Origin of the sequence: Clostridium sp. AM34-9AC, from assembly GCF_003480225.1 — a bacterium.
GTDB lineage: Bacteria > Bacillota > Clostridia > Lachnospirales > Lachnospiraceae > Acetatifactor > Acetatifactor acetigignens.
Map to the genome: position 1 here is coordinate 176,964 of NZ_QUIU01000001.1, position 18,720 is coordinate 195,683.

The window sequence follows — 18,720 nt, forward strand, 5'->3', positions numbered from 1 at the left end:
TTAACAGTAGTATGCTTTTTAGTTGTACGTAAAATGATATGCCCTAGCACCATGACTCTTTAATGACACACTAAGGCTCTTTGGCTCTTCCACGTGCTCTCCGCTCCAAAGCTCCGTTCCATTTACTCCATCATAAATCTCCAGATCGGCAAGCGGTATGGATATGTCACTGTCTTTATCACCCAGATTAAATACCGCGACATAATATCCACCCTTTGTATCTGCTGCAATCCACAATGCATGCTCTATACCATCGATTTCACGTCTCCACACCTGATGCGAATGCCGTGCATTTGCATGCATGGCAAGTATTTCAGAATTGGTTACCAGATTCATAGTGAATTCGTCAAACCCTGTCAGCTCTCCTCCCAGCATCAAAGGAGAACGCATGATACTCCAGAGTGTCAGCATGGTGATCTGCTCATCCTGTGTGAAATTCGTCCAGTTATTCACATCATATACCTGCCGTATCGGTCCGACCGGAAGCATATCGGCATCCGGCCAGTGCCCTGCACCTGCATGGGTGCACCATTTTTCTGCTCTTGAAAACATATCATATAACAGTTCCCACTTATCCCAGAAATCATCGGTGATTCTCCACATATTGGAAATCTGCTTATAAAGCTCTGCCTTTTCTAAAAGAGCAGGTCCCGGCGACAGACTTAAAACCATGGGTCTTCCGCAACCATGCAATGCTTTGCTCAGCATAATCAGTTCGGATTCCTCATGTGGCAGTTCCCGTGCAATATCATCACATTTAATAAAATCCACACCCCAGGAAGCATATAATTCAAAAATACTGTTATAGTATTCCCGTGCCCCGTCTTTCTCAGGATCTACACCATACATATCCGTATTCCAGGCACAGATACTGTTTGTTTTGGCAATTTCCCGGGCATGTCTGTCACTGTTCATGATTTTCGTGTTCTGATGTACAGCCTGTCGTGGAATCCCTCTCATAATATGAATGCCGAACTTCAATCCAAGAGAATGGACATATTCTGCCAATGGTCCAAAGCCCGCACCGTTTGCTGCGGAAGGAAAACGATTTACTGCGGGAAGCAGTCTTCCATACTCATCCATTACTACATCCGCAAAAGGATGATACTCATTGGTTGCAGCATAAGGCTCATACCATTGGATATCCACCACAATATATTCCCAACCGTACTCCTTCAGATGCTCAGCCATAAATTCAGCGTTCCGTCGTACGATATCTTCTGTAACAGCCGCTCCATAACAATCCCAGCTGTTCCATCCCATAGGTGCTGTTTTCATCTTCATCTGTTTTATACCCTCTCGATATCCTGTTAATTCTGTCCGTAATATGCATCTGCACCATGCTTACGGAAATAATGCTTATCCTGTAATTCCTGCGGGGCAGGTGCTACCTGCGGATGAATCAGCTCCAGCATGACCGACTTTCCGCAGCGGCGGATACCGGTCATAACCTTGATCAGCTCCGTTCCACTTCGGTCCGCGCTGAGCAAAGGTCCACCGGACCTTTAGCGCCCTTGGAAAGTAAGACAACCGTCTCGACATTTGCGGTCCAGGGGAACTGGTCCACGGCCACGGCCTTGTCCACGCGGTAACCGTTCTCCAGAAACACTTCCAGATCCCGCACAAGGCTGGTGGGTTTGCAGGAGATGTAGACAATATGCTCCACACCGTAGGCAATGATCTTCGGCAGTGCTTTGGGGTGGATGCCGTCTCTGGGGGGATCTAAGATGATCATGTCCGGCTTCTCTTCCACTTCATCCAGTACCTTCAACACATCTCCGGCGATGAATTCGCAGTTATCCAGCCCGTTGGCAGCGGCATTTTTCTTTGCTGCCTCTACGGCTTCCTCCACGATTTCCACGCCGATAACCTTTCCGGCCGCCGGTGCCATGAGCTGTGCGATGGTACCGGTGCCGCTGTAGAGGTCGAACACAGTCTCGTCACTGCCGCCCAGGTCGCCCACATAATCTCTTGCCGTCTGGTACAGTACCTCCGCACTGTAAGAGTTGGTCTGGAAAAAGGAGAATGTGGAGATCTTGAATTTCAACCCCAGCAGTTCCTCATAAAAATACTCCTGTCCGTATAACAGCTCCGTACGATCACTCTGCACCACATCTGCAATGGAATCATTGGTAATATGTAAGATTCCTGCGAATTTTCCGGCTAGCTTCTTATCCTGTTCCAAGGAAAGCAGCAGATCCTTAAATCCTGTGATCAGCGCATCCACATCCAAGCTTCCTTCCACCGCCGTCTCTCCCTGCCAGGGATCCTGGGAGGTCGTCACCAGTGCCACCAGAATCTCTCCGGTGCGGGATGCCTTACGTACCAGCAGGTGACGTAAGTACCCCTCATGGCTCATTCTGTGGAAAAAGCTTACCTTCGCCCGGGCAAAGTAATCTCTCACTGTCTGTAAGATCAGGCGGTAATCCGCATCCACGATCTCACAGTCCGCTACGGTCACTATATCGTAGAAGCTGCCTCTCTTATGCATGCCCAAAGCCAACGGTCCATCCTTATACTCGTCTCCGAAGGAAAATTCCATCTTATTACGGTATTCATAAGCCTTCGGGCTGCCCTTGATGCCCTCAAAAGCCCAGGCTTCCTCCTGCTTGTTTAACACGCTGTCCAGCAGTCGTTTTACCTGTTCCTCCTTGACTTTCAGCTGTTCTTCGTAAGGAAGAGACAGATAGGTACATCCGCCGCACAACCCAAAAAGGGAACACGTCCGGCCGGTTTCCAGAGGTGACTTTTCCGTCACCTCCAAAAGCCTTCCTTCCGCCTTCCCTTTGCGCACTTTATTCACCGAGAACTTGACTTTCTGTCCGGGCAGGCTGTTCTTGACTACAGCAGTCTCATCTCCCACACAGACGATCCCTTTGTTGGGAAAATCGACCCTTACAACAGATCCTTCATATACCTGTCCTTTTTTCATGGGTTAGTTCTCTCCTTCATCCTCGAAGAAGTCGTCGTCATCCTCTTCCACGTCATCTGCTTCATCTTCGAAATCATCCTCGAAGTCTTCCAGATAATCCTGTGCAAAGAAGAAACGGTATACAGCATAAGCCACTGCTGCAACAGCTGCTACGGCGCCAATGATCGCCAGTACCCATACCAGGACATTGCGTTCCTTCTTCTCTTCTACTTCCTTGCCCAACAGCTTGTTAAGCTTCTTCAGTTCGCTGACTTTCAGCTCATTTAATTTGTCAAGATCTACCAGATTTTCAATTCTGTTCATATTATTTACCTGCCTTTCCTGCATCTATTCGTATTTATGGATGCAAAGCATTTTGTTTTCATTCCTTTATATGATACCATATTTTCATCAAAAATACTATAGAAAAACCATATTTGAGGAAATACATTTCTTATTCTTATATTCTTATAATTTCTTACAACTGCTTTAGTTTTGCAAAAGACGCATACATAATCTTCTGCCCTGCCTGGTCGAATTCCACGGTCACCTTATAGTCTCTGGGTTCTCTCACGATATTTAGTACCGTGCCCTCGCCGTATTTGATATGGCGCACTCTGTCACCTACCTCGTAGTCCAGTTTCTCCGGTGCCTTGAACTCCGTGCCCTTCTGCAGTCCGGCCAGCTGGTTCAGTCCGCTGATGCCCTTGGAAATATAAGGTTTATCCGCCTTTGCCGTAACACGGGGTTTTAAGGTCGCCTTGGGTCTTGGATCAAAGCCGGTATTACCGAAGCCGCCAAAACCACTATCCGAGCCGGATCCAGACCGGGGAGATGCAATCGCCTCCAGTCCCATGGCACGAAGAGCTGCTTCATTGGCTCTTCTCGCCTGAAAATCTTCCAGATCATCGTCCCGGTATCTTCTGCTGGGCGGCAGGGTATTATCCAATAATTCCTTCGGAATCTCCCTCACAAAACGGCTCACCGGATTGTACTGGGTCTCCCCACGCAGCATTCTGCTCTTTGCACAGGTCAGCGTCAGATCCTCCTTGGCTCTGGTGATTCCCACATAAGCCAGTCTTCTCTCTTCCTCGATCTCCAACGGGTCATCGGAAGCAATGGTCATAAAGCTGGGGAATAATCCATCTTCCATGCCGGCGAGATACACCACCGGGAATTCCAGGCCTTTGGCACTGTGCAGCGTCATGAGCAGCACCCGGTTGTCACCGTTCTCCACATTGTCAATGTCTGCCACCAGCATGATTTCTTCCAGAAATTCCGACAGAGAAGGCTCGTCGTGAGTCTCCTCATATGCGGCCGCCTTGGTGATCAATTCATCTACGTTCCCCAGACGATCCTCAGCGGATTCCTCATCCTGATCCCGCAGATATTCTGCATAATCGATCCGTTCCAGCAGAGATTTGATCAGATCCGGCAATGTATACGAAGACAATCCGCTGCGAAGTACCTCGATCAGATTCACAAATCCACGGATCTTGGTCTCCGCTCTTCCCAATCCCTTGATCTGATCTGCTTCACACAATGCATCAAATAAAGTAATATCCTTCATCTGTGCATAGTCTGCTACCTTTTCCAAGGATGCCGCACCGATGCTTCTTTTCGGCACATTAATAATTCTGCGCAGAGCCACTTCATCCCTGCCGTTATCAATAGTTTTCAGATATGCCAGAATATCGCGGATCTCCTGTCTGGCATAGAAGTTCACTCCACCTACCACATGATAAGGAATGCCCTCCACTACCATACGTTCTTCCAGAAGTCGCGACTGGGCATTGGTACGGTACAGCACCGCACAGTCCGCATAGGCAATGCCGTCATTTTTCACCTTGTCGGCAATATCGTCCGCAATGTATTCCGCCTCTTCATAGGCATTGTCAAACTGCCTGAAATGTACCCGGCTGCCTGCTCCTTTTTCCGTCCAGAGGGCTTTTTCCTTACGGCCTCTGTTGTTACGGATCACCGCGTTGGCCGCATCCAGGATGTTCTGGGTGGATCGGTAGTTCTGTTCCAGCTTAATCACCTTTGCATCGGGATATACCTTCTCGTAGTCCAGAATATTACGGATATTGGCACCGCGGAATTTGTAGATGGACTGGTCATCATCACCTACCACACACAGATTGCGATAACCGTCCGCCAACAGACGGATCAGTTCGAACTGCGCTGTATTGGTATCCTGGTACTCATCCACCATGATATATTTGAAACGTTCCTGATAATTATAAAGTACTTCCGGGCAGCTTTTGAACAGTTCCACAGTCTTTACAATAATATCATCAAAATCCAGTGCATTACTCTTTTTCAAGGTCTCCTGATACTCTCTGTAGACCTTGGCGATCACGGATTTCTTGTAATCTCCCACGGATTTTACTTCAAATTCCCGCACATCCACCAGCTCGTCCTTGGCGGAGGAAATTTCCGATAACAGCGTCCGCTCTTTGTACATCTTCGTGTCGATGTTCAGGCGCTTGCAGACCTGCTTTATCACAGATTTCTGGTCATCCGTATCATAAATGGTAAAATTCGAATCATAGCCCAACCGGTCAATATGTCTTCTGAGGATCCTCATGCAAGTGGCATGGAATGTCGCTACCCATACCTGATCCGCACCGAAACCTGCGATCTGATCCACACGCTCCCGCATCTCCTGGGCTGCTTTGTTGGTAAAAGTGATGGCCAGAATGTTCCATGGATTTACTCCCATCTCATCGATCAGATAAGCCACTCTGTGGGTCAGGACACGGGTCTTGCCGCTTCCTGCGCCCGCCAACAGAAGGAGCGGTCCTTCCGTATGAAGCACCGCTTCTTTTTGTTCTTTATTTAAGGTATCATAAATACTCATGAATTACGCATTATCCCTTTCATTAAATTCCTGCAAAAACTTTCGGAAATCATCGATTGGCATAGGCTTTGCATAAAAATAGCCCTGTACGATGTCACAGTCCGCCAGACGCAGCATGTCTAACTGTTCCTTCGTCTCCACCCCCTCTGCCAATACCTTGAAGCCGAGATGCTTCAACATTTTAGTCAGATATTTGATAATTGTCAATGCCGTTTCTTCCCGTTCGCTGTTCATGGTGTCATCCAGGAACTGCTTGTCCAGCTTCACCGTATCCACCGCTACCTTGGACAACAGATTCAGGGATGAATAACCGCTGCCGAAATCATCTACTGAAATCTCTACCCCTTTATCCCGGAGAGTCTCCAGATTGTTGGTCAGTTTATTTAGATCCGACATGAAAACAGATTCCGTCACTTCCACTTCCAAAAGTTCACTGGGTACTTTGTAGTCTTTCAGGCGTTTTAAAATATTCGGTACGAAGTCTGTATATTCATTATGCCTTCTGGAAAAGTTCACCGAGATCGGCACCACTTCTTCTCTCTGCGCCAAAGCATCCTGCAAATATTCCAGTACCTGATCCAGAATGGCAAAATCCACCTTGGTCACAAATCCGTTTCTCTCAAAGACATCAATAAATCTCCCCGGCATTACCATAGAACCGTCAGCCCGGATCCATCTGACCAGTGCTTCAGCACCCACTACTTTTCCGGTGTGCAAAGAAACTTTCGGCTGCAGATACGCCCGAAATTCCTTATTATTATATGCAGCTACCATACCAGATACGATCTCTCTGGTATTCTCCAGATTCTTACGGATCTTCTCTGTATAGATTTCCACCGCACTGTCTACCTTCTGGGTCTTGCACTGTTTTCTGGCCTCATTGGCATTATCCATCATGGAAGACACCGACCAGTCATTCTCCAGGATTTCATACATTCCCGTGGCAATGACCAGATTGCACTGGTCGTAGCGGCTGTTGGTCTTCTGCACAAAAGTATTGGTGAATTCCAGATATTTGTCTCTGGCCTTCTCCACCGTATCTTCCTTCAGCACTCCCACGAAATGATCCGAAGTTACACGACAGAACAGTACGCCGTTCTGGCACTTTTCCTGCAAGGCTATCGCAAAATCATGCAGGATCCTATCTCCCACTTCATAACCGTACATTTCGTTCACATACTGGAAATTTGAAAAATCAGATGACACAAAAAACAATCCTGATTTCCCATGGGCAGCCATATAGGCCTCCAGCTTATCCACAAACTTGTTATATATCGGCAGTCCGGTCAGAGCATCATAATTCAGTTTCCGGTTCAGCTCACGCTGATCTTTCTCCGCATTCTTCAGCGTGCGCAGTCGGTTAAAAATCTGGTGAGAAATTCTGCACAGTGCATTTTTCTCCTCCTGCCAGCTTCTGTCTGTGTGGCGATTTGAGAAAATAACGCTGGCCTTTAATCCCTTAGCGGCCGTGGACATTACAATCATCACGGACTCCGCCTCTTCCTTGTAGACATCCGGAGTCTCTGACTGACGGTAGATCACAGCACCGGATTCATCGGCCTTTTTCCGGATCCTGTCCCATTCGAACACGCCGGGATTCAGGATTCTTCTGGCAAAATCTTTCTTCTCTTCACGATTCCATTGATAACGGATTGTTGGTCCAGCCTCGTTGACTTCCATACAGATCATGTCATCAATTCCAAAAAAGCTACAGGTCCGCTCACAGATCACCTTTAGTGCACTGGTCAGATTCGGCACATTTTCCAACAGATCCATGCAAAATAATACCAAATCTTCCGCACTCTCAAACTGTGCCTCTTTATGGGCAATCTCGTCCTCCTTGTTCTCTTCACTGTCCAGATAACTCTTGCCGGGCAATGCCACACCTTCCTTGACATCCAGCAGGTAATAAGCACCCTTTCCTTTGCTCTTTACCTGATACAGGGCTGCATCTGCCCACTGGAACAACAGATTGTAATCCGTCACCGTGCCGTCTGTCACCGCCGCGCCCAGGCTACAGGAAATGTGCAGCCCTGTCTTGTCACCATCATAACGGTCAGACATGCAGCGGTTCAGCTGTTTTAATTTCTCCTCCAGGTGTTCTCTGTCCATGTCCTCCACATAGAAGACAAATTCATCCCCACCGATCCGGCCTTTTAACGCCTCGGGGAAAATATTACTGAGTTCATCCGCAAAGGAACACAATACCGCATCCCCAAACAGATGGCCGTTGGTGTCGTTAATCTTCTTAAAGCTGTCCACATCCTGTACGACCAGATACCCAGTCTGCCCGCGTTTCAGGCTCTGTAGCCTGGCACCGATCTGTTGTTTGATGGTAGAATTGTTCAGCAATCCGGTCAGGGAATCTTTCTGAGATTTTTCCCGCAGTTCCCACTCTTTTTTCTTCTGGTCATCAATGTCACAGACCTTTCCCAGAACCCGCTCCGGTTCTCCCTTTTCATCATAAAAAGTCTGTCCGATGACCTTCACCCACCTGGGTTTCCCCTCTGCATCAGTCTTGCAGAGTTCGATATAAATATCCGGCTTGCCACTGCGCAGTGCTTCTGCCAGCTGTTGTTCTACCGTTTCTGTCCGGTTCCCGGCTTCTTTGAGCAGCTGATCTGTATACCCCTCCGTGATCTGCCGGGAATACAGAATTCCCTCTCCCGGACCGGCATAATACATCTTGTCATTTACAATATCATATTCGAAAATCAGATCTCCGGACATACGGATCACAGCCATCAGCTTTTCCCGCTCCCGATGCAGTTCTCTGGTGGTCTCATCCAGCTGTCTGTCCACATCCCCTGTCTGTTTTTCCTGCAATGCAACCTCTTTTTTCAATCCCATACATTTTTCTTCCATGCAGACCCTCTTTTGCTTTCTCTATACCTCTTCCACCCAGCTGAAATTCCAGACACGGAGATTGTATTCCACGATCGGCGTGTCACAGTAAATACATTTCTTGGCTCCCAGTCCCGGAAGCGGTGCTCCACAGTTCGGACAGTTCAGTCCCAGACCGGCATCCTCCTGATTCTCGATCATATCCTGATCCTGGATATAGACCAGTTCCACGTTATACTTGGCCTGTTCTTTATGCTCTTCACTGCCTCTTATTACTTTTCCGTTCTCTTTTAATGCATGAAAATACTCCACTGCCGTCTGCAGGACAATACTCTGTCTTCCCCTCTGCTTCCGGTACTGGTGGATCTCCGTTCTGTGAATATGGATATTTTCAAAGCTCTCCTTCTGGGACTGGTTCTGTAGCATTTCCAGCCGCAGTCTGAGCTGTTCTTTCAATTCTCTGGTTCCCTCCGACAACAGGGCCGGATTCTGTTTCGTAATACTCTGCAGATAGGAGGTCAGCACATTCTCCGCTCTGCTCTTCATCTCATCATAATGAAATTCCGGGAAATCCCGCATAATGGACGGCATGTACAGGTTGGTTGCGGAAGAGACCGACTTCGGTGTCATTTCCACTTCCTTTTCTCTCTGTTTCATTCCCTCGATCATGGAGTCCGTTCCGAATAACATCCGGGAGGTATCCCGCAGTTTTTTCCTGATGTTGCAATAGGCATAATAAATGATTCCTGCAAGCACCAGAAGTAATACCAATATGACGATAATTGCAATCAGATTTCCGCTCATTTATGTTTCTCTCTGTTTTTCATTCTGTTGTAATGTTTGTATAGCATAAGTTCAGGAACGCAGGTGCCAAAGTTGCACCACATATCTGAACTGTTAACAGTTCAGCGCGCCATTCGCAAAGCCGCACTGTCGTACTCTCCGTCACTTCGTGACTATCTTTGCTCATGAAGTGGCGCTCGGCCCAGGAACATATTCGTTTGCAAAATCATGCAGGCATGATTTCTGCCCTCGATATGTTCCTGGCTGAACTGTTACAGCAAAGTACAGCAGACGCCAAAAGGCATCCGCTGTACTGCTGTTTTGTAGAAATATTCTGCTGAGTATGTATTATACTCTGTCGTTCTCGTCAAAGGGATCACCGCACTCCGGGCAGAACTTGGGAGGATGTGCAGGATCTTCCGGCTCCCAGCCACACTTGTCGCATTTATAGATCGGTGCGCCGTCCGGCTTCTTTGCTCCGCATTCGGAACAGAACTTGCCCTGGTTTACTGCACCACAGCTGCAGGTCCAACCTGCATCGGAGGGCTTGGGTGCGCCACACTCGGAACAGAATTTGCCCCGGTTATCCGCAGCACCGCAGCTACAGGTCCAGCCTAGTACCGGTGCCTGCATCTTAGGAGCCTGCCCCTGCACAGGTGCTGCCTGTGCCTGCTGCATACCCATACCATTCTGCTGTGCATCCATCTGGTACAGTTGGCCGGCATTAATACCACCTACCATATTCGCCATGTTCATACCGGCAAATGCCATCATAGGTCCTGTAGAAGTATTAGATGCTGCCATCTTCATAGCTTCGGCCTGTGCAGCAGTCATGGTAGCTGCAGCCATTCCGGTATTGCGCAGTACTGCGGTTCTCTGCAGATCAGCAATAGTCTTCGCATCCTCATCGGGAATCTTTGCAGAGTTGATATTGATAGTAACGATCTCGATACCGCGAAGCTTGGTCCACAGATCGGAAAGTTCATCTTTTAAAGCCTCCGTCAGTTCCTCAGTGTGTGCGGGAATCTCACTGGGACGGACGCCTTTTGCGGAGATCTTGGCCAGTGCGGGCTGCAATGCAGTCAACAGCTCTGCCTTCATCTTCGCTACCAGTTCACTTCTGGTGTAGGACTCTGTTACGTTACCACATACATTCTTGTAGAATAACAGAGGATCTACCAGATGGAAGGAATATTCACCGTTACAACGTAAAGAAGTATCCAGATCCAGTCCGATATTCTGATCGATCACACGGAAAGGAATGGGGCTTGCAGTACCAAAGAGATTGTTCATGATCTCCTTAATATTAAAAAAGTAGATTCTCTGATCCTTTGCCGCATTACCTCCGAAGGTAAAACGCTTCCCGATATTGGAAAATGTATTCTTAACGCTCTCACCAAGATTTCCGTAGAACAGGCTGGGCTCGGTGGAAGAATCATATACGAATTCACCTGCATCGGCACAGAACTCTACAATTCCGCCCTGATCCACGATGATCATACACTGTCCTTCGTTGACTGCCACGATAGAACCGTTGGAGATAATGTTCTCCACACCCTTGGTGTTACTGTTACGTCCATTGGTTACACGCTGCTGTCCTTTTACTACCAGCACATCATTGGAAAGGGAATCACAATAGAAATACTCTCTCCACTGGTCAGCCATCATGCTGCTGACTGCATCTTTCGCTGCTCTGATTAAACCCATTACCGCACCTCCGTTTTTATATGAAAAATCTGTTCTTTTTCACATCTCTTATATTTTAGCAAATTTTACACATTCCCTCAACTGCTTTTCGTAAAATATCGTCATTTTTCCTTTACAATGTGCCGTTTTTCTACTAAACTGTGATACTAGAGATGTTTGATTAAACTATAATATAAAAGGGTTGAAAGAAAAATGGGTAAAAAAGCTACAAAAGCCGCTGATAATATGTACTATCTCGCACGTTGCGAAGCCGCTGAGACGAATGCGGACTTCAGCAGCCGGGAAAAAGCCGCCGAACTGGTGGACATCGACCGTACCAGACTGGCCAGGATCGAACTGGACACCATTGTTCCCTATCCCGAGGAAGTCAAGGCCATGGCCAAGGCCTACAATACACCGGAGCTTTGCAATTCCTTCTGTGCCAGGGAATGTCCTCTGGGCCGCAGCAGTGTATCGGAAGTCGACATTGTGGACTTTGACCGGCTGGCATTGAAGGTACTGGGTTCCTTAAAAGATATCGACACCCTGCGGGCTTCCCTGATTGCCATCTCCGAGGACGGCATCATCTCCGAAGATGAGCGCCCGGCCTTCCAGGATATTCTGGATTCCCTGGAGAAGATCAGTACCAATGCCAAAGCTTTGAAATTATGGGCCATCAAAAATATACACATCAAGGAGGAGGACGTCTGATCCTCCCCCTTTTTATCCTATTTTATTCTGCTTATCTTGCCGTTGCTTTCTCTGCGAATTCCGTAGTTACCAGTGCCTCGTAAGGTACTCTCTCTTTCAGTACATCCGAGTCCTCCAGAATATTCTGCAACAGGTCAAAGGCATCTTTATGGAAGATCAGATCCTCTTTCCAGGTATCCTGTTCCTGATATCTGGCAACAATAGCTGTCAATGTGTCACTTTCGGTCTCGGCAAACTGGGGTGCAATACACTTGGCAATTTCCTCCGCACTATGCTCCTGTACATAATCCATACCCTTTTGCAGAGCATCGGTAAATGCCTGGATAATCTCCGGATTCTTTTCCAGGTAACTCTTCTTTGCTGAAAAAGAGGTATAAGGAACATAACCGGACTCCTCCCCCAGAGAGGCCACCACATAACCGTCACCCTTTTGTTCCAACAATGTGGCATGAGGCTCGAACTCAATGGTAAAATCTCCCTGTCCACCGGAAAAAGCTGCTGCCGTGGATCCGAAGTCAATGCTCTGGTCAATGGACAGATCCATGTCCGGATCAATATTGTTCTTCGTCAGGATATATTCAAACACCATCTCCGGCATTCCACCGGCTCTGCCACCCAGAACCTTGGACCCCTTCAGCATATCCCAGGAAAAATCATCGATGGGTTCTCTGGCCACCAGGAAATTTCCCGCCCGCTGGGTCAGTTGGGCAAAGTTCACCACATAGTCTTCCGTTCCTCCGGCATAAGTGTATATGGTGCTCTCGCTGCCCATAAAGCCGATGTCTGCCTCCCCGGTCAATACCGCCGTCATGGTCTTATCCGCACCGAATCCCGTCACCAGTTCCAGATCGATCCCGGCATCCTCAAAGTATCCTTCTTCGATAGCCACATACATCGGTGCATAAAAAAGAGAGTGGGCTACCTCATTGAGCACCACTCTGGTCTTCTTTGGTCCGTTCGTCTGCTGTGTGCTGCCGCAGCCCGTAATCGTAGCTGCTGCAAGCACTACAAACAATACTGCTACCGTTACTTTCCTTCTTTTCATAATCGTTCATCCTCCCTGAAATTACATATTTATTCTATGTAACCTCAGGGAAAACGTTCCGGGTAATTACAGATTTTCCTTGATCTTGTCGATCATCTCCTGGTACTCCACATCAGTCAGAAGGGTCTTGCCGGGGTTCATCTCAAAGGTTCCGCCCCACTCGAAACCGTCCTTGTACTTCGGGCACAGATGCATGTGCAGATGACAGCCGGTGTCACCGTAAGCGCCGTAGTTTAATTTATCGGGATGGAATGCTGCATGAATAGCTTTGGCTGCATGAGCCACATCCTCGAAGAATAATCTTCTCTCTTCCTCGCTGATGTCCACGACCTCGCTGACATGGTCCTTATATGCCACGATACATCTGCCGGGATGGCTCTGCTCCTTGAACAGGATCAGGCTGCTTACCTTCAGATCACAGATAAAAATACCGAACTTGTCTAACAGTTCTCCTCTCATACAATATCCACAATTTGCGTCTTTCATTTGTTCTCCTATCTGCCCTCTTACGGGGCCTGCCGTCTGTGGCTTGAATTCTTGTCCGGTCTTGCCGGGCGGAATCAGCTATAATGTTATGTTGATCAGCTTACGGATGTTCTCCGGATCATAGTTCAACACCAGTTCCTTCGGAAATTCCAGTTCCCGCATCAGCTGCTCTGCATCATCAAATGCTCCGATGGCAAAGCACATATGGCTGTCCGTTCCCATTATAACAGGCTGATCATACTTCATGCAAGTCTTTAACAGCTCTGTAATATTTTCTCTGCCTCCTTGTCTGGCAGACTGGGGATTCAGGGATGAATTGTTCACTTCCAACACCGCCTGTGCCTGTCTGGCCTCTCGCACCAGTTCGTCATAATCCAACGGAAATCTGCCGTCATCGGGATGCCCAAGTATTTTCACATAAGGATTCTGAAAAGCTCTGACAGATGCCAGTGTATTCTCCTTGCGGCTTCCCGCAGTAAAGGCAAAGGGATGAATGCTGGCAATGGCATAATCCATTTTCTGCAGATAGCGCTCTTCCAGATCCAGTTCACCGTTTGTACTGCAGATATTTGCTTCTACGCCGCATAGCAGGCGCAGACTTCCATCTGGCTTCGGTATTACCCGGCCGGTGTTTTCTTCTCTGCCATATGTTCTGGGGATTACTTTGTAATTACTGAAAAAAAATTCATGAGGTCCTCCCGGTGAAGTCGGTCCGTGCTCACTCATTCCCAGGTACTGTAAGCCCATTGCCAATGCAGCATCTATATTCTCCAATAAGGTACTATACGCATGCCCTGCTGCCAGAGTATGCGTATGAAGATCCATGATTGCTTTCATTCTATTGTCCTTTTACTTTCCAAAACGGTCTAATTCTTTTTCTTATGAGCTTCCTTCTCCGGTTCCTGTGCTTTCATCGTATCTGCCAGATCCGCTACCAGCTGTTCCACAATCATCTTCTTCATATAGACATCAAAGCTCAACAGGCAGATCAGGGCAAATTTCTGTAAAAACTCCTGCTCTTCTCCGGTCACTTCGGTAAAGGAATCCTCTGCTCTGCGGAATTTCTCCACAACATCCTTTTTCAGATCCTCCAGCTGTTCCTTCTCCAGCACCACCACTTCCTTGTAGACGCTCTCTAGGTCAAAGACCTGTCCGTTCTGAAAATAGCGGTCAGTAAGGGGCTTAAGCAGCGTCTGGATCTCATTCATGGGAATGATCCCTTTATAATAGTAGATAAAAATAAGAAGCAGCACATGCTCTTTGGAATATTTCTTCTTCACCGGCGGCGGCAGCAGATCATTCTTCGCATAATTATTGATCATGGTCTTGGTCAGGATGCGGTCTTCGGTCTGGGGCCGCACTGCGGAACGCAGCTTACGATCCATAAAGGTCAGTACCTGATCCATATACAGATCAATATTCGGAATGTCTTCCGACTTGATATATTCTACTTTCTCCAGACTCTGTAAGATCATCTGAAGTAATTCTTCTGTTGTTGCTGCCATAATGTTCCTGCTGTCCTTTCCGTGAGGTAGTTTCCAAAAATATTAACTCGAGAACCCGTGCTTCGCACTCCACTGTCTGCTTCGCAGACGGTTCTCTCGTTAATGCATGCAAGAAAACAAATGCTCGCTCTGCGAGCGCTTGTTTTCTTGCATGCATTCATTATATAGTATTCAAAACTACATGTCAACAGTTGCACCTTTTCTCTGTTCTCTGAATTTATGAAGATTTTATAACTATTTTGTTTCACTCCTTTACTTTACAACTTTAGTATGCTAAAATACTAATAGTTGCGTTGTATTGATTACAACTATGGAAAGGTGTGTCGATAATGAATAAAAAAATCAAAACGGACGCTGTAGATTCCCTTTTTGATGCGGTGTTGTGTCTGCAGTCCCGTGAGGAATGCTACAGTTTCTTCGAAGATCTGTGTACTGTCAACGAACTGTTGTCTCTGTCCCAACGGTTCGAAGTGGCTGCCATGCTGAAGGACGGCAAGACATATCTGGAGATTGCCGAGAAGACCGGAGCTTCCACCGCCACCATCAGCCGCGTAAACCGTTCTCTGAATTACGGCAACGACGGTTACGAGCTGGTCTTTGGACGTATGGAGAAAAAGGAAACGGAACAGAATTCTTAACTTAATGAATAAAAACAGGAGCACTCAAAAACGGCGCTCCTGTTTTTATTTTATCTTTTATTCTTCTTATGCTTCGCTTGTATTGGCTGCTGTTGTTTCCGCAGCTGGAGTTTCTGTCTTCTCCACCGTCTCTGCTGTCTGTGAAGTCTCCTGATTTTCTCTCTTTTCTTCCTCTTCCACTTCCTTCAGAGCTTCTGCGATGGCTGCCTTGGCACTCTTGCGTCCTGCCCGGACCGCTTTGGCCGTTCTGGCTTTACCTTTTCTGTCAGGAACTGTCTGGTTCATATCGATTTTTCCCTGGAATACGGCATGTTCATCAATAACGATCACCTTTGTGGCAATGTCCCCCAGCACTTTGGCCGAAGCTGTCAGTTCCGCTTTCTCCGGTGCAGTGATATTTCCGGTCACTTCCCCGCCGATCAGAACAGATGCAGCCTGTACATCTCCTGTGACTATGCTTCCGGCTCCCAGGATCAGGTTGCCTGTCACCGTCACGTTACCACCAATCTTACCGTCAATTCTTGCGGAACCGTCCAATGTAAAATCTCCGGTCAACTCCGCTCCGGCACCGATCAGTGTGCTCATTTTTGTATCTGCATTCTTTTTTCCTAACATGTATCTTCCAAACCTTTCCGCAATCAACCACTGATTGCCAGCATATCCATAGGATTAATATAACTTCCGTCTTTCTGCATCTGGTATCCCAGATCCGCGTTATCTTCGCCAATGACAAACAAGGTAGTTCCCTGTACTACGGAATCCCCCACATTCACTGTGGTATCTCCTTTATTCCGATAGATGGTGACATAACCGTTGCCATGATCCACCCACACGCTGTGTCCGTAGATCTCGTCATCATTTATGGCAATGACCGTACCGCTGGCTGCCGCCACAACCGTAGTTCCCACCGATGCATGGAATATGCACATGGGATCGCCCTCACTTACTTCCTCCATGGATGCAGAACCCGTCAGAGGGAATTCCGTAGGAAGGCTCTGCTTTTCCAGAGTTGCTGATAATTCGCTCTCACTCTGTACCTTCTGGCTTACGGTGTCGCTTAAGATCTGTATCTCTTCCGCCTGTTCCGTCACCTGCGCTTCCAGCTTACTGTTCTGCTCGCTCAGTGTCTTGTTCTCTTCCTCCAGTGCCATAACCTGTTCATGGCTCCGTCTGCTGGCGTTCTCCCAGAGCTGTCCCTCGTAGATAAAATAGCCGATCACTCCGCCGATCAATACACACAACAGAAGTACCACGACTTCCACGATCCATGCACGTACACGGAACTGCTTTACATTGGCATCTGCTGCGTCTGACGTAAGAATCAGCACATGGTTCAATCTTCGCTTATGTTTACGTCTTTTCATAGAGTCACCTCCGCTAAATATCAACCCATTTTACCACAGGAAAGCTCTTACAGCAATCATTTCTTAACATTTTTGTAATATTTTCCCAAGATTTTCTTCATTTATTCGTATTTAAAAGGGAATTGCCTATAAATTTTTGTGCAATTTTACAGAATCGTCTATTTACTTTTACTACCTGCTGTGCTATGATGCACTTGCTGAGACAATGTTGTATACATTGCAAAAAGTAAATGACAGCAAAGAATTTGTGGAGGTATCTATTATGAACAAAGGTACAGTTAAGTGGTTCAACAATCAGAAGGGTTATGGTTTCATCTCCGATGAATCCGGCAAGGATGTATTCGTACACTACAGCGGTCTGAACATGGACGGTTACAAGACCCTGGAAGAGGGCGCAGCCGTTTCTTTTGATATCGTAGATGGAGAAAAGGGACCTCAGGCTGTTAACGTAACCAAACTTTAATCATAAACGAAAAATAAGATCCGCAGGCGCTATCACATGATGGTTCCTGCGGATCTTTCTATTTTTCTCTGCACACTGTCAGTACATCTTCCCATTTCATGCTGCCGCCGAAGAGATCCAGTGCACTCCCGATGGTCACATTCATCCGGTTCTGCCCCAGTTTTTTTAACAAATACAGATCTTCCATGGAGTGAACACCACCCGCATAGGTGATTGGATTTCCGGTATAATTTCCAATAAACTTTACCAGTTCCTGTTCAATTCCCCGGGCCTTGCCTTCCACATCCACGGCATGGATCAGGAATTCATCACAATAGGCAGATAATTTTTTAAGTAGTGCCTCATCCACTGCTTCTTCTGTCAGCTTCTGCCAACGGTCAGTCACTACCAGATACTGCTCTCCCGCACGCTTGCAGCTTACATCCAGCACAAGGTGCTCTTTTCCGATGGACTGGACCAGTTTGTCCAGTCTGTCATAGTCGATCCGTCCCTCCCTGAACACATAGGACGTCACGATCACATGGGAGGCCCCTGCTGCCAGATACTCTGCCGCATTCTCCGCCGTGATGCCTCCTCCGACCTGCAATCCTCCCGGATATACACGCAGGGCCGACAATGCCTGTTCCTTCGTTGCCTCATAATAAGGGCTGTCCGAGGCATTCAATAAAATAATATGTCCGCCTTTTAAACTGTTTTTCTGATACAGTTTTGCATAAAAGGCAGCGTCCTGTTCTGAGACAAAGTTCTCCTGCGCCCGATCACCGAGATCTTTTAAGCTCCCACCGACAATCTGTTTTACTTTTCCGTTATGAATATCAATACAGGGGCGAAATTCCATCTTTTTCCTCGTTTTCTTCCAAATGATTTTTATTTTTTTGAATTATTTTCTAAAATCCGCACATACTACCCTCAAGCCGACCACCTTTGGTTCGGACTGAATATCCCTGACGGGCATCTTGAAATGGAGGACATTATGAAAAATAAGACAAATAACGTAACATCCCACATCGGGAAAAAATTACTGGTTCTGGGCATCATCACAGTCTACCTGTGTATGGCGACCGCCTGTGGCACCAACAAGAACAACAATAACTCCGGCAGCATGGCTGCCTCTCCTTCTCCGTCCACCTCTCCTGCTGCTCAGGGGAGCACAGAGGCGCAGACCACAGAGACCGGAACTGCCGCTACCGACAGCACTATGGGTGACATGAACGGCAACGGTAACACCGTAGGAGAAAATGATTCCATGCTGGACAATGCAGGCAATGCCATCGGAGAAGCCGGTGATACCGTAGGCAATATCGTGGACGATGCCGCAAACGGTGTCTCCGATATCACCAACGACCTGGTAGGCAACGGTAATGATACTGCAGGTAACAACAATTCTACCACTGCCACCACCGGAGCCGGCCAGAGATAAG

18 protein-coding genes and 1 pseudogene are annotated in these 18,720 nt (G+C 47.5%); 4 read left to right on the forward strand and 15 right to left on the reverse strand.

What is annotated here, in order from left to right:
• Window positions 1-18: 18 nt before the first annotated feature.
• The 8 genes and pseudogenes from DW835_RS00715 to DW835_RS00750 form a co-directional block, all read right to left on the reverse strand.
• The gene (locus DW835_RS00715; protein WP_055264003.1) at window positions 19-1,284 is read right to left on the reverse strand and encodes a glycoside hydrolase family 27 protein; all 1,266 of its coding nucleotides are present in this window, start codon (window positions 1,282-1,284) and stop codon (window positions 19-21) included.
• Window positions 1,285-1,310: 26 nt separating this feature from the next.
• Window positions 1,311-1,409, reverse strand: a pseudogene (araD, locus tag DW835_RS00720) (L-ribulose-5-phosphate 4-epimerase); the annotation flags it as partial.
• A 47-nt stretch (window positions 1,410-1,456) separates the two neighbouring features.
• Window positions 1,457-2,932, reverse strand: coding sequence for a 23S rRNA (uracil(1939)-C(5))-methyltransferase RlmD (rlmD, locus tag DW835_RS00725; protein WP_118668295.1), 1,476 nt, complete (start codon window positions 2,930-2,932; stop codon window positions 1,457-1,459).
• A 3-nt stretch (window positions 2,933-2,935) separates the two neighbouring features.
• Window positions 2,936-3,235: a DUF4366 domain-containing protein gene (locus DW835_RS00730; RefSeq protein ID WP_117464880.1), complete on the reverse strand. Its 300-nt coding sequence runs from the start codon at window positions 3,233-3,235 to the stop codon at window positions 2,936-2,938.
• Between the two features lie 154 nt (window positions 3,236-3,389).
• The gene (locus DW835_RS00735; RefSeq protein ID WP_022313484.1) at window positions 3,390-5,774 is read right to left on the reverse strand and encodes a UvrD-helicase domain-containing protein; all 2,385 of its coding nucleotides are present in this window, start codon (window positions 5,772-5,774) and stop codon (window positions 3,390-3,392) included.
• Between the two features lie 3 nt (window positions 5,775-5,777).
• Window positions 5,778-8,639: an EAL domain-containing protein gene (locus DW835_RS00740; RefSeq protein WP_118730484.1), complete on the reverse strand. Its 2,862-nt coding sequence runs from the start codon at window positions 8,637-8,639 to the stop codon at window positions 5,778-5,780.
• 21 nt (window positions 8,640-8,660) lie between these two features.
• On the reverse strand, window positions 8,661-9,422 hold the full coding sequence (locus DW835_RS00745; RefSeq protein WP_118730485.1) for a zinc ribbon domain-containing protein: 762 nt from the start codon (window positions 9,420-9,422) through the stop codon (window positions 8,661-8,663).
• Between the two features lie 327 nt (window positions 9,423-9,749).
• Window positions 9,750-11,108 (reverse strand): SPFH domain-containing protein, encoded by a 1,359-nt coding sequence (locus tag DW835_RS00750; protein WP_022313487.1) that lies wholly within the window; start codon window positions 11,106-11,108, stop codon window positions 9,750-9,752.
• Window positions 11,109-11,300: 192 nt separating this feature from the next.
• Here DW835_RS00750 and DW835_RS00755 point away from each other — a divergent pair, with 192 nt between their 5' ends.
• Window positions 11,301-11,798, forward strand: a complete 498-nt coding sequence (locus DW835_RS00755; RefSeq protein WP_022313488.1) for a helix-turn-helix transcriptional regulator — start codon at window positions 11,301-11,303, stop codon at window positions 11,796-11,798.
• A gap of 31 nt (window positions 11,799-11,829) precedes the next feature.
• Here DW835_RS00755 and DW835_RS00760 read toward each other — a convergent pair whose 3' ends face one another.
• The 4 genes from DW835_RS00760 to DW835_RS00775 all read right to left on the reverse strand — a co-directional run bounded on the left by DW835_RS00760 (window position 11,830) and on the right by DW835_RS00775 (window position 14,834).
• Window positions 11,830-12,843: an ABC transporter substrate-binding protein gene (locus DW835_RS00760; RefSeq protein ID WP_118537179.1), complete on the reverse strand. Its 1,014-nt coding sequence runs from the start codon at window positions 12,841-12,843 to the stop codon at window positions 11,830-11,832.
• Window positions 12,844-12,909: 66 nt separating this feature from the next.
• Window positions 12,910-13,329 carry an HIT domain-containing protein gene (locus DW835_RS00765; RefSeq protein WP_118537178.1) on the reverse strand — a complete coding sequence of 140 codons (420 nt, stop codon included), beginning with the start codon at window positions 13,327-13,329 and terminating at the stop codon, window positions 12,910-12,912.
• A gap of 78 nt (window positions 13,330-13,407) precedes the next feature.
• Entirely contained in the window at window positions 13,408-14,166 is a 759-nt protein-coding gene (locus tag DW835_RS00770; RefSeq protein WP_118537177.1) for a phosphatase, read from the reverse strand.
• 29 nt (window positions 14,167-14,195) lie between these two features.
• Complete coding sequence (locus DW835_RS00775) at window positions 14,196-14,834, reverse strand: DUF1836 domain-containing protein (RefSeq protein ID WP_022313492.1); 639 nt, start codon at window positions 14,832-14,834, stop codon at window positions 14,196-14,198.
• 329 nt (window positions 14,835-15,163) lie between these two features.
• On the opposite strand from DW835_RS00775, the gene DW835_RS00780 reads away from it, so the two are divergent.
• The gene (locus tag DW835_RS00780) at window positions 15,164-15,472 is read left to right on the forward strand and encodes a YerC/YecD family TrpR-related protein (RefSeq protein WP_022313493.1); all 309 of its coding nucleotides are present in this window, start codon (window positions 15,164-15,166) and stop codon (window positions 15,470-15,472) included.
• A 66-nt stretch (window positions 15,473-15,538) separates the two neighbouring features.
• Here DW835_RS00780 and DW835_RS00785 read toward each other — a convergent pair whose 3' ends face one another.
• A complete protein-coding gene (locus tag DW835_RS00785) occupies window positions 15,539-16,087 on the reverse strand; it encodes a polymer-forming cytoskeletal protein (RefSeq protein ID WP_022313494.1) in 549 nt (182 codons plus the stop codon).
• A gap of 23 nt (window positions 16,088-16,110) precedes the next feature.
• Entirely contained in the window at window positions 16,111-16,836 is a 726-nt protein-coding gene (locus DW835_RS00790; RefSeq protein WP_022313495.1) for a peptidoglycan DD-metalloendopeptidase family protein, read from the reverse strand.
• Window positions 16,837-17,098: 262 nt separating this feature from the next.
• Here DW835_RS00790 and DW835_RS00795 point away from each other — a divergent pair, with 262 nt between their 5' ends.
• Window positions 17,099-17,299 carry a cold shock domain-containing protein gene (locus tag DW835_RS00795; RefSeq protein WP_022154906.1) on the forward strand — a complete coding sequence of 67 codons (201 nt, stop codon included), beginning with the start codon at window positions 17,099-17,101 and terminating at the stop codon, window positions 17,297-17,299.
• Window positions 17,300-17,357: 58 nt separating this feature from the next.
• On the opposite strand, the gene hisA is transcribed toward DW835_RS00795, so the two are convergent.
• Window positions 17,358-18,137, reverse strand: coding sequence for a phosphoribosylformimino-5-aminoimidazole carboxamide ribotide isomerase (gene hisA, locus DW835_RS00800; protein ID WP_022313496.1), 780 nt, complete (start codon window positions 18,135-18,137; stop codon window positions 17,358-17,360).
• A 135-nt stretch (window positions 18,138-18,272) separates the two neighbouring features.
• Between hisA and DW835_RS00805 the strand changes: the two genes are divergently transcribed.
• Complete coding sequence (locus tag DW835_RS00805) at window positions 18,273-18,719, forward strand: hypothetical protein (RefSeq protein ID WP_117464873.1); 447 nt, start codon at window positions 18,273-18,275, stop codon at window positions 18,717-18,719.
• Window position 18,720: the final 1 nt, after the last annotated feature.

What these genes read in the sequence shown, in the direction of transcription:
- DW835_RS00790 (WP_022313495.1), bottom strand. Translation starts at nt 16,836, where the DNA reads ATGAAAAGACGTAAACATAAGCGAAGATTGAACCATGTGCTGATTCTT.
- DW835_RS00780 (WP_022313493.1), top strand. Translation starts at nt 15,164, where the DNA reads ATGAATAAAAAAATCAAAACGGACGCTGTAGATTCCCTTTTTGATGCG.
- DW835_RS00745 (WP_118730485.1), bottom strand. Translation starts at nt 9,422, where the DNA reads ATGAGCGGAAATCTGATTGCAATTATCGTCATATTGGTATTACTTCTG.
- DW835_RS00740 (WP_118730484.1), bottom strand. Translation starts at nt 8,639, where the DNA reads ATGGAAGAAAAATGTATGGGATTGAAAAAAGAGGTTGCATTGCAGGAA.
- rlmD (WP_118668295.1), bottom strand. Translation starts at nt 2,932, where the DNA reads ATGAAAAAAGGACAGGTATATGAAGGATCTGTTGTAAGGGTCGATTTT.
- DW835_RS00735 (WP_022313484.1), bottom strand. Translation starts at nt 5,774, where the DNA reads ATGAGTATTTATGATACCTTAAATAAAGAACAAAAAGAAGCGGTGCTT.
- hisA (WP_022313496.1), bottom strand. Translation starts at nt 18,137, where the DNA reads ATGGAATTTCGCCCCTGTATTGATATTCATAACGGAAAAGTAAAACAG.
- DW835_RS00750 (WP_022313487.1), bottom strand. Translation starts at nt 11,108, where the DNA reads ATGGGTTTAATCAGAGCAGCGAAAGATGCAGTCAGCAGCATGATGGCT.
- DW835_RS00755 (WP_022313488.1), top strand. Translation starts at nt 11,301, where the DNA reads ATGGGTAAAAAAGCTACAAAAGCCGCTGATAATATGTACTATCTCGCA.
- DW835_RS00785 (WP_022313494.1), bottom strand. Translation starts at nt 16,087, where the DNA reads ATGTTAGGAAAAAAGAATGCAGATACAAAAATGAGCACACTGATCGGT.
- DW835_RS00775 (WP_022313492.1), bottom strand. Translation starts at nt 14,834, where the DNA reads ATGGCAGCAACAACAGAAGAATTACTTCAGATGATCTTACAGAGTCTG.
- DW835_RS00770 (WP_118537177.1), bottom strand. Translation starts at nt 14,166, where the DNA reads ATGAAAGCAATCATGGATCTTCATACGCATACTCTGGCAGCAGGGCAT.
- DW835_RS00795 (WP_022154906.1), top strand. Translation starts at nt 17,099, where the DNA reads ATGAACAAAGGTACAGTTAAGTGGTTCAACAATCAGAAGGGTTATGGT.
- DW835_RS00730 (WP_117464880.1), bottom strand. Translation starts at nt 3,235, where the DNA reads ATGAACAGAATTGAAAATCTGGTAGATCTTGACAAATTAAATGAGCTG.
- DW835_RS00715 (WP_055264003.1), bottom strand. Translation starts at nt 1,284, where the DNA reads ATGAAGATGAAAACAGCACCTATGGGATGGAACAGCTGGGATTGTTAT.
- DW835_RS00760 (WP_118537179.1), bottom strand. Translation starts at nt 12,843, where the DNA reads ATGAAAAGAAGGAAAGTAACGGTAGCAGTATTGTTTGTAGTGCTTGCA.
- DW835_RS00765 (WP_118537178.1), bottom strand. Translation starts at nt 13,329, where the DNA reads ATGAAAGACGCAAATTGTGGATATTGTATGAGAGGAGAACTGTTAGAC.
- DW835_RS00805 (WP_117464873.1), top strand. Translation starts at nt 18,273, where the DNA reads ATGAAAAATAAGACAAATAACGTAACATCCCACATCGGGAAAAAATTA.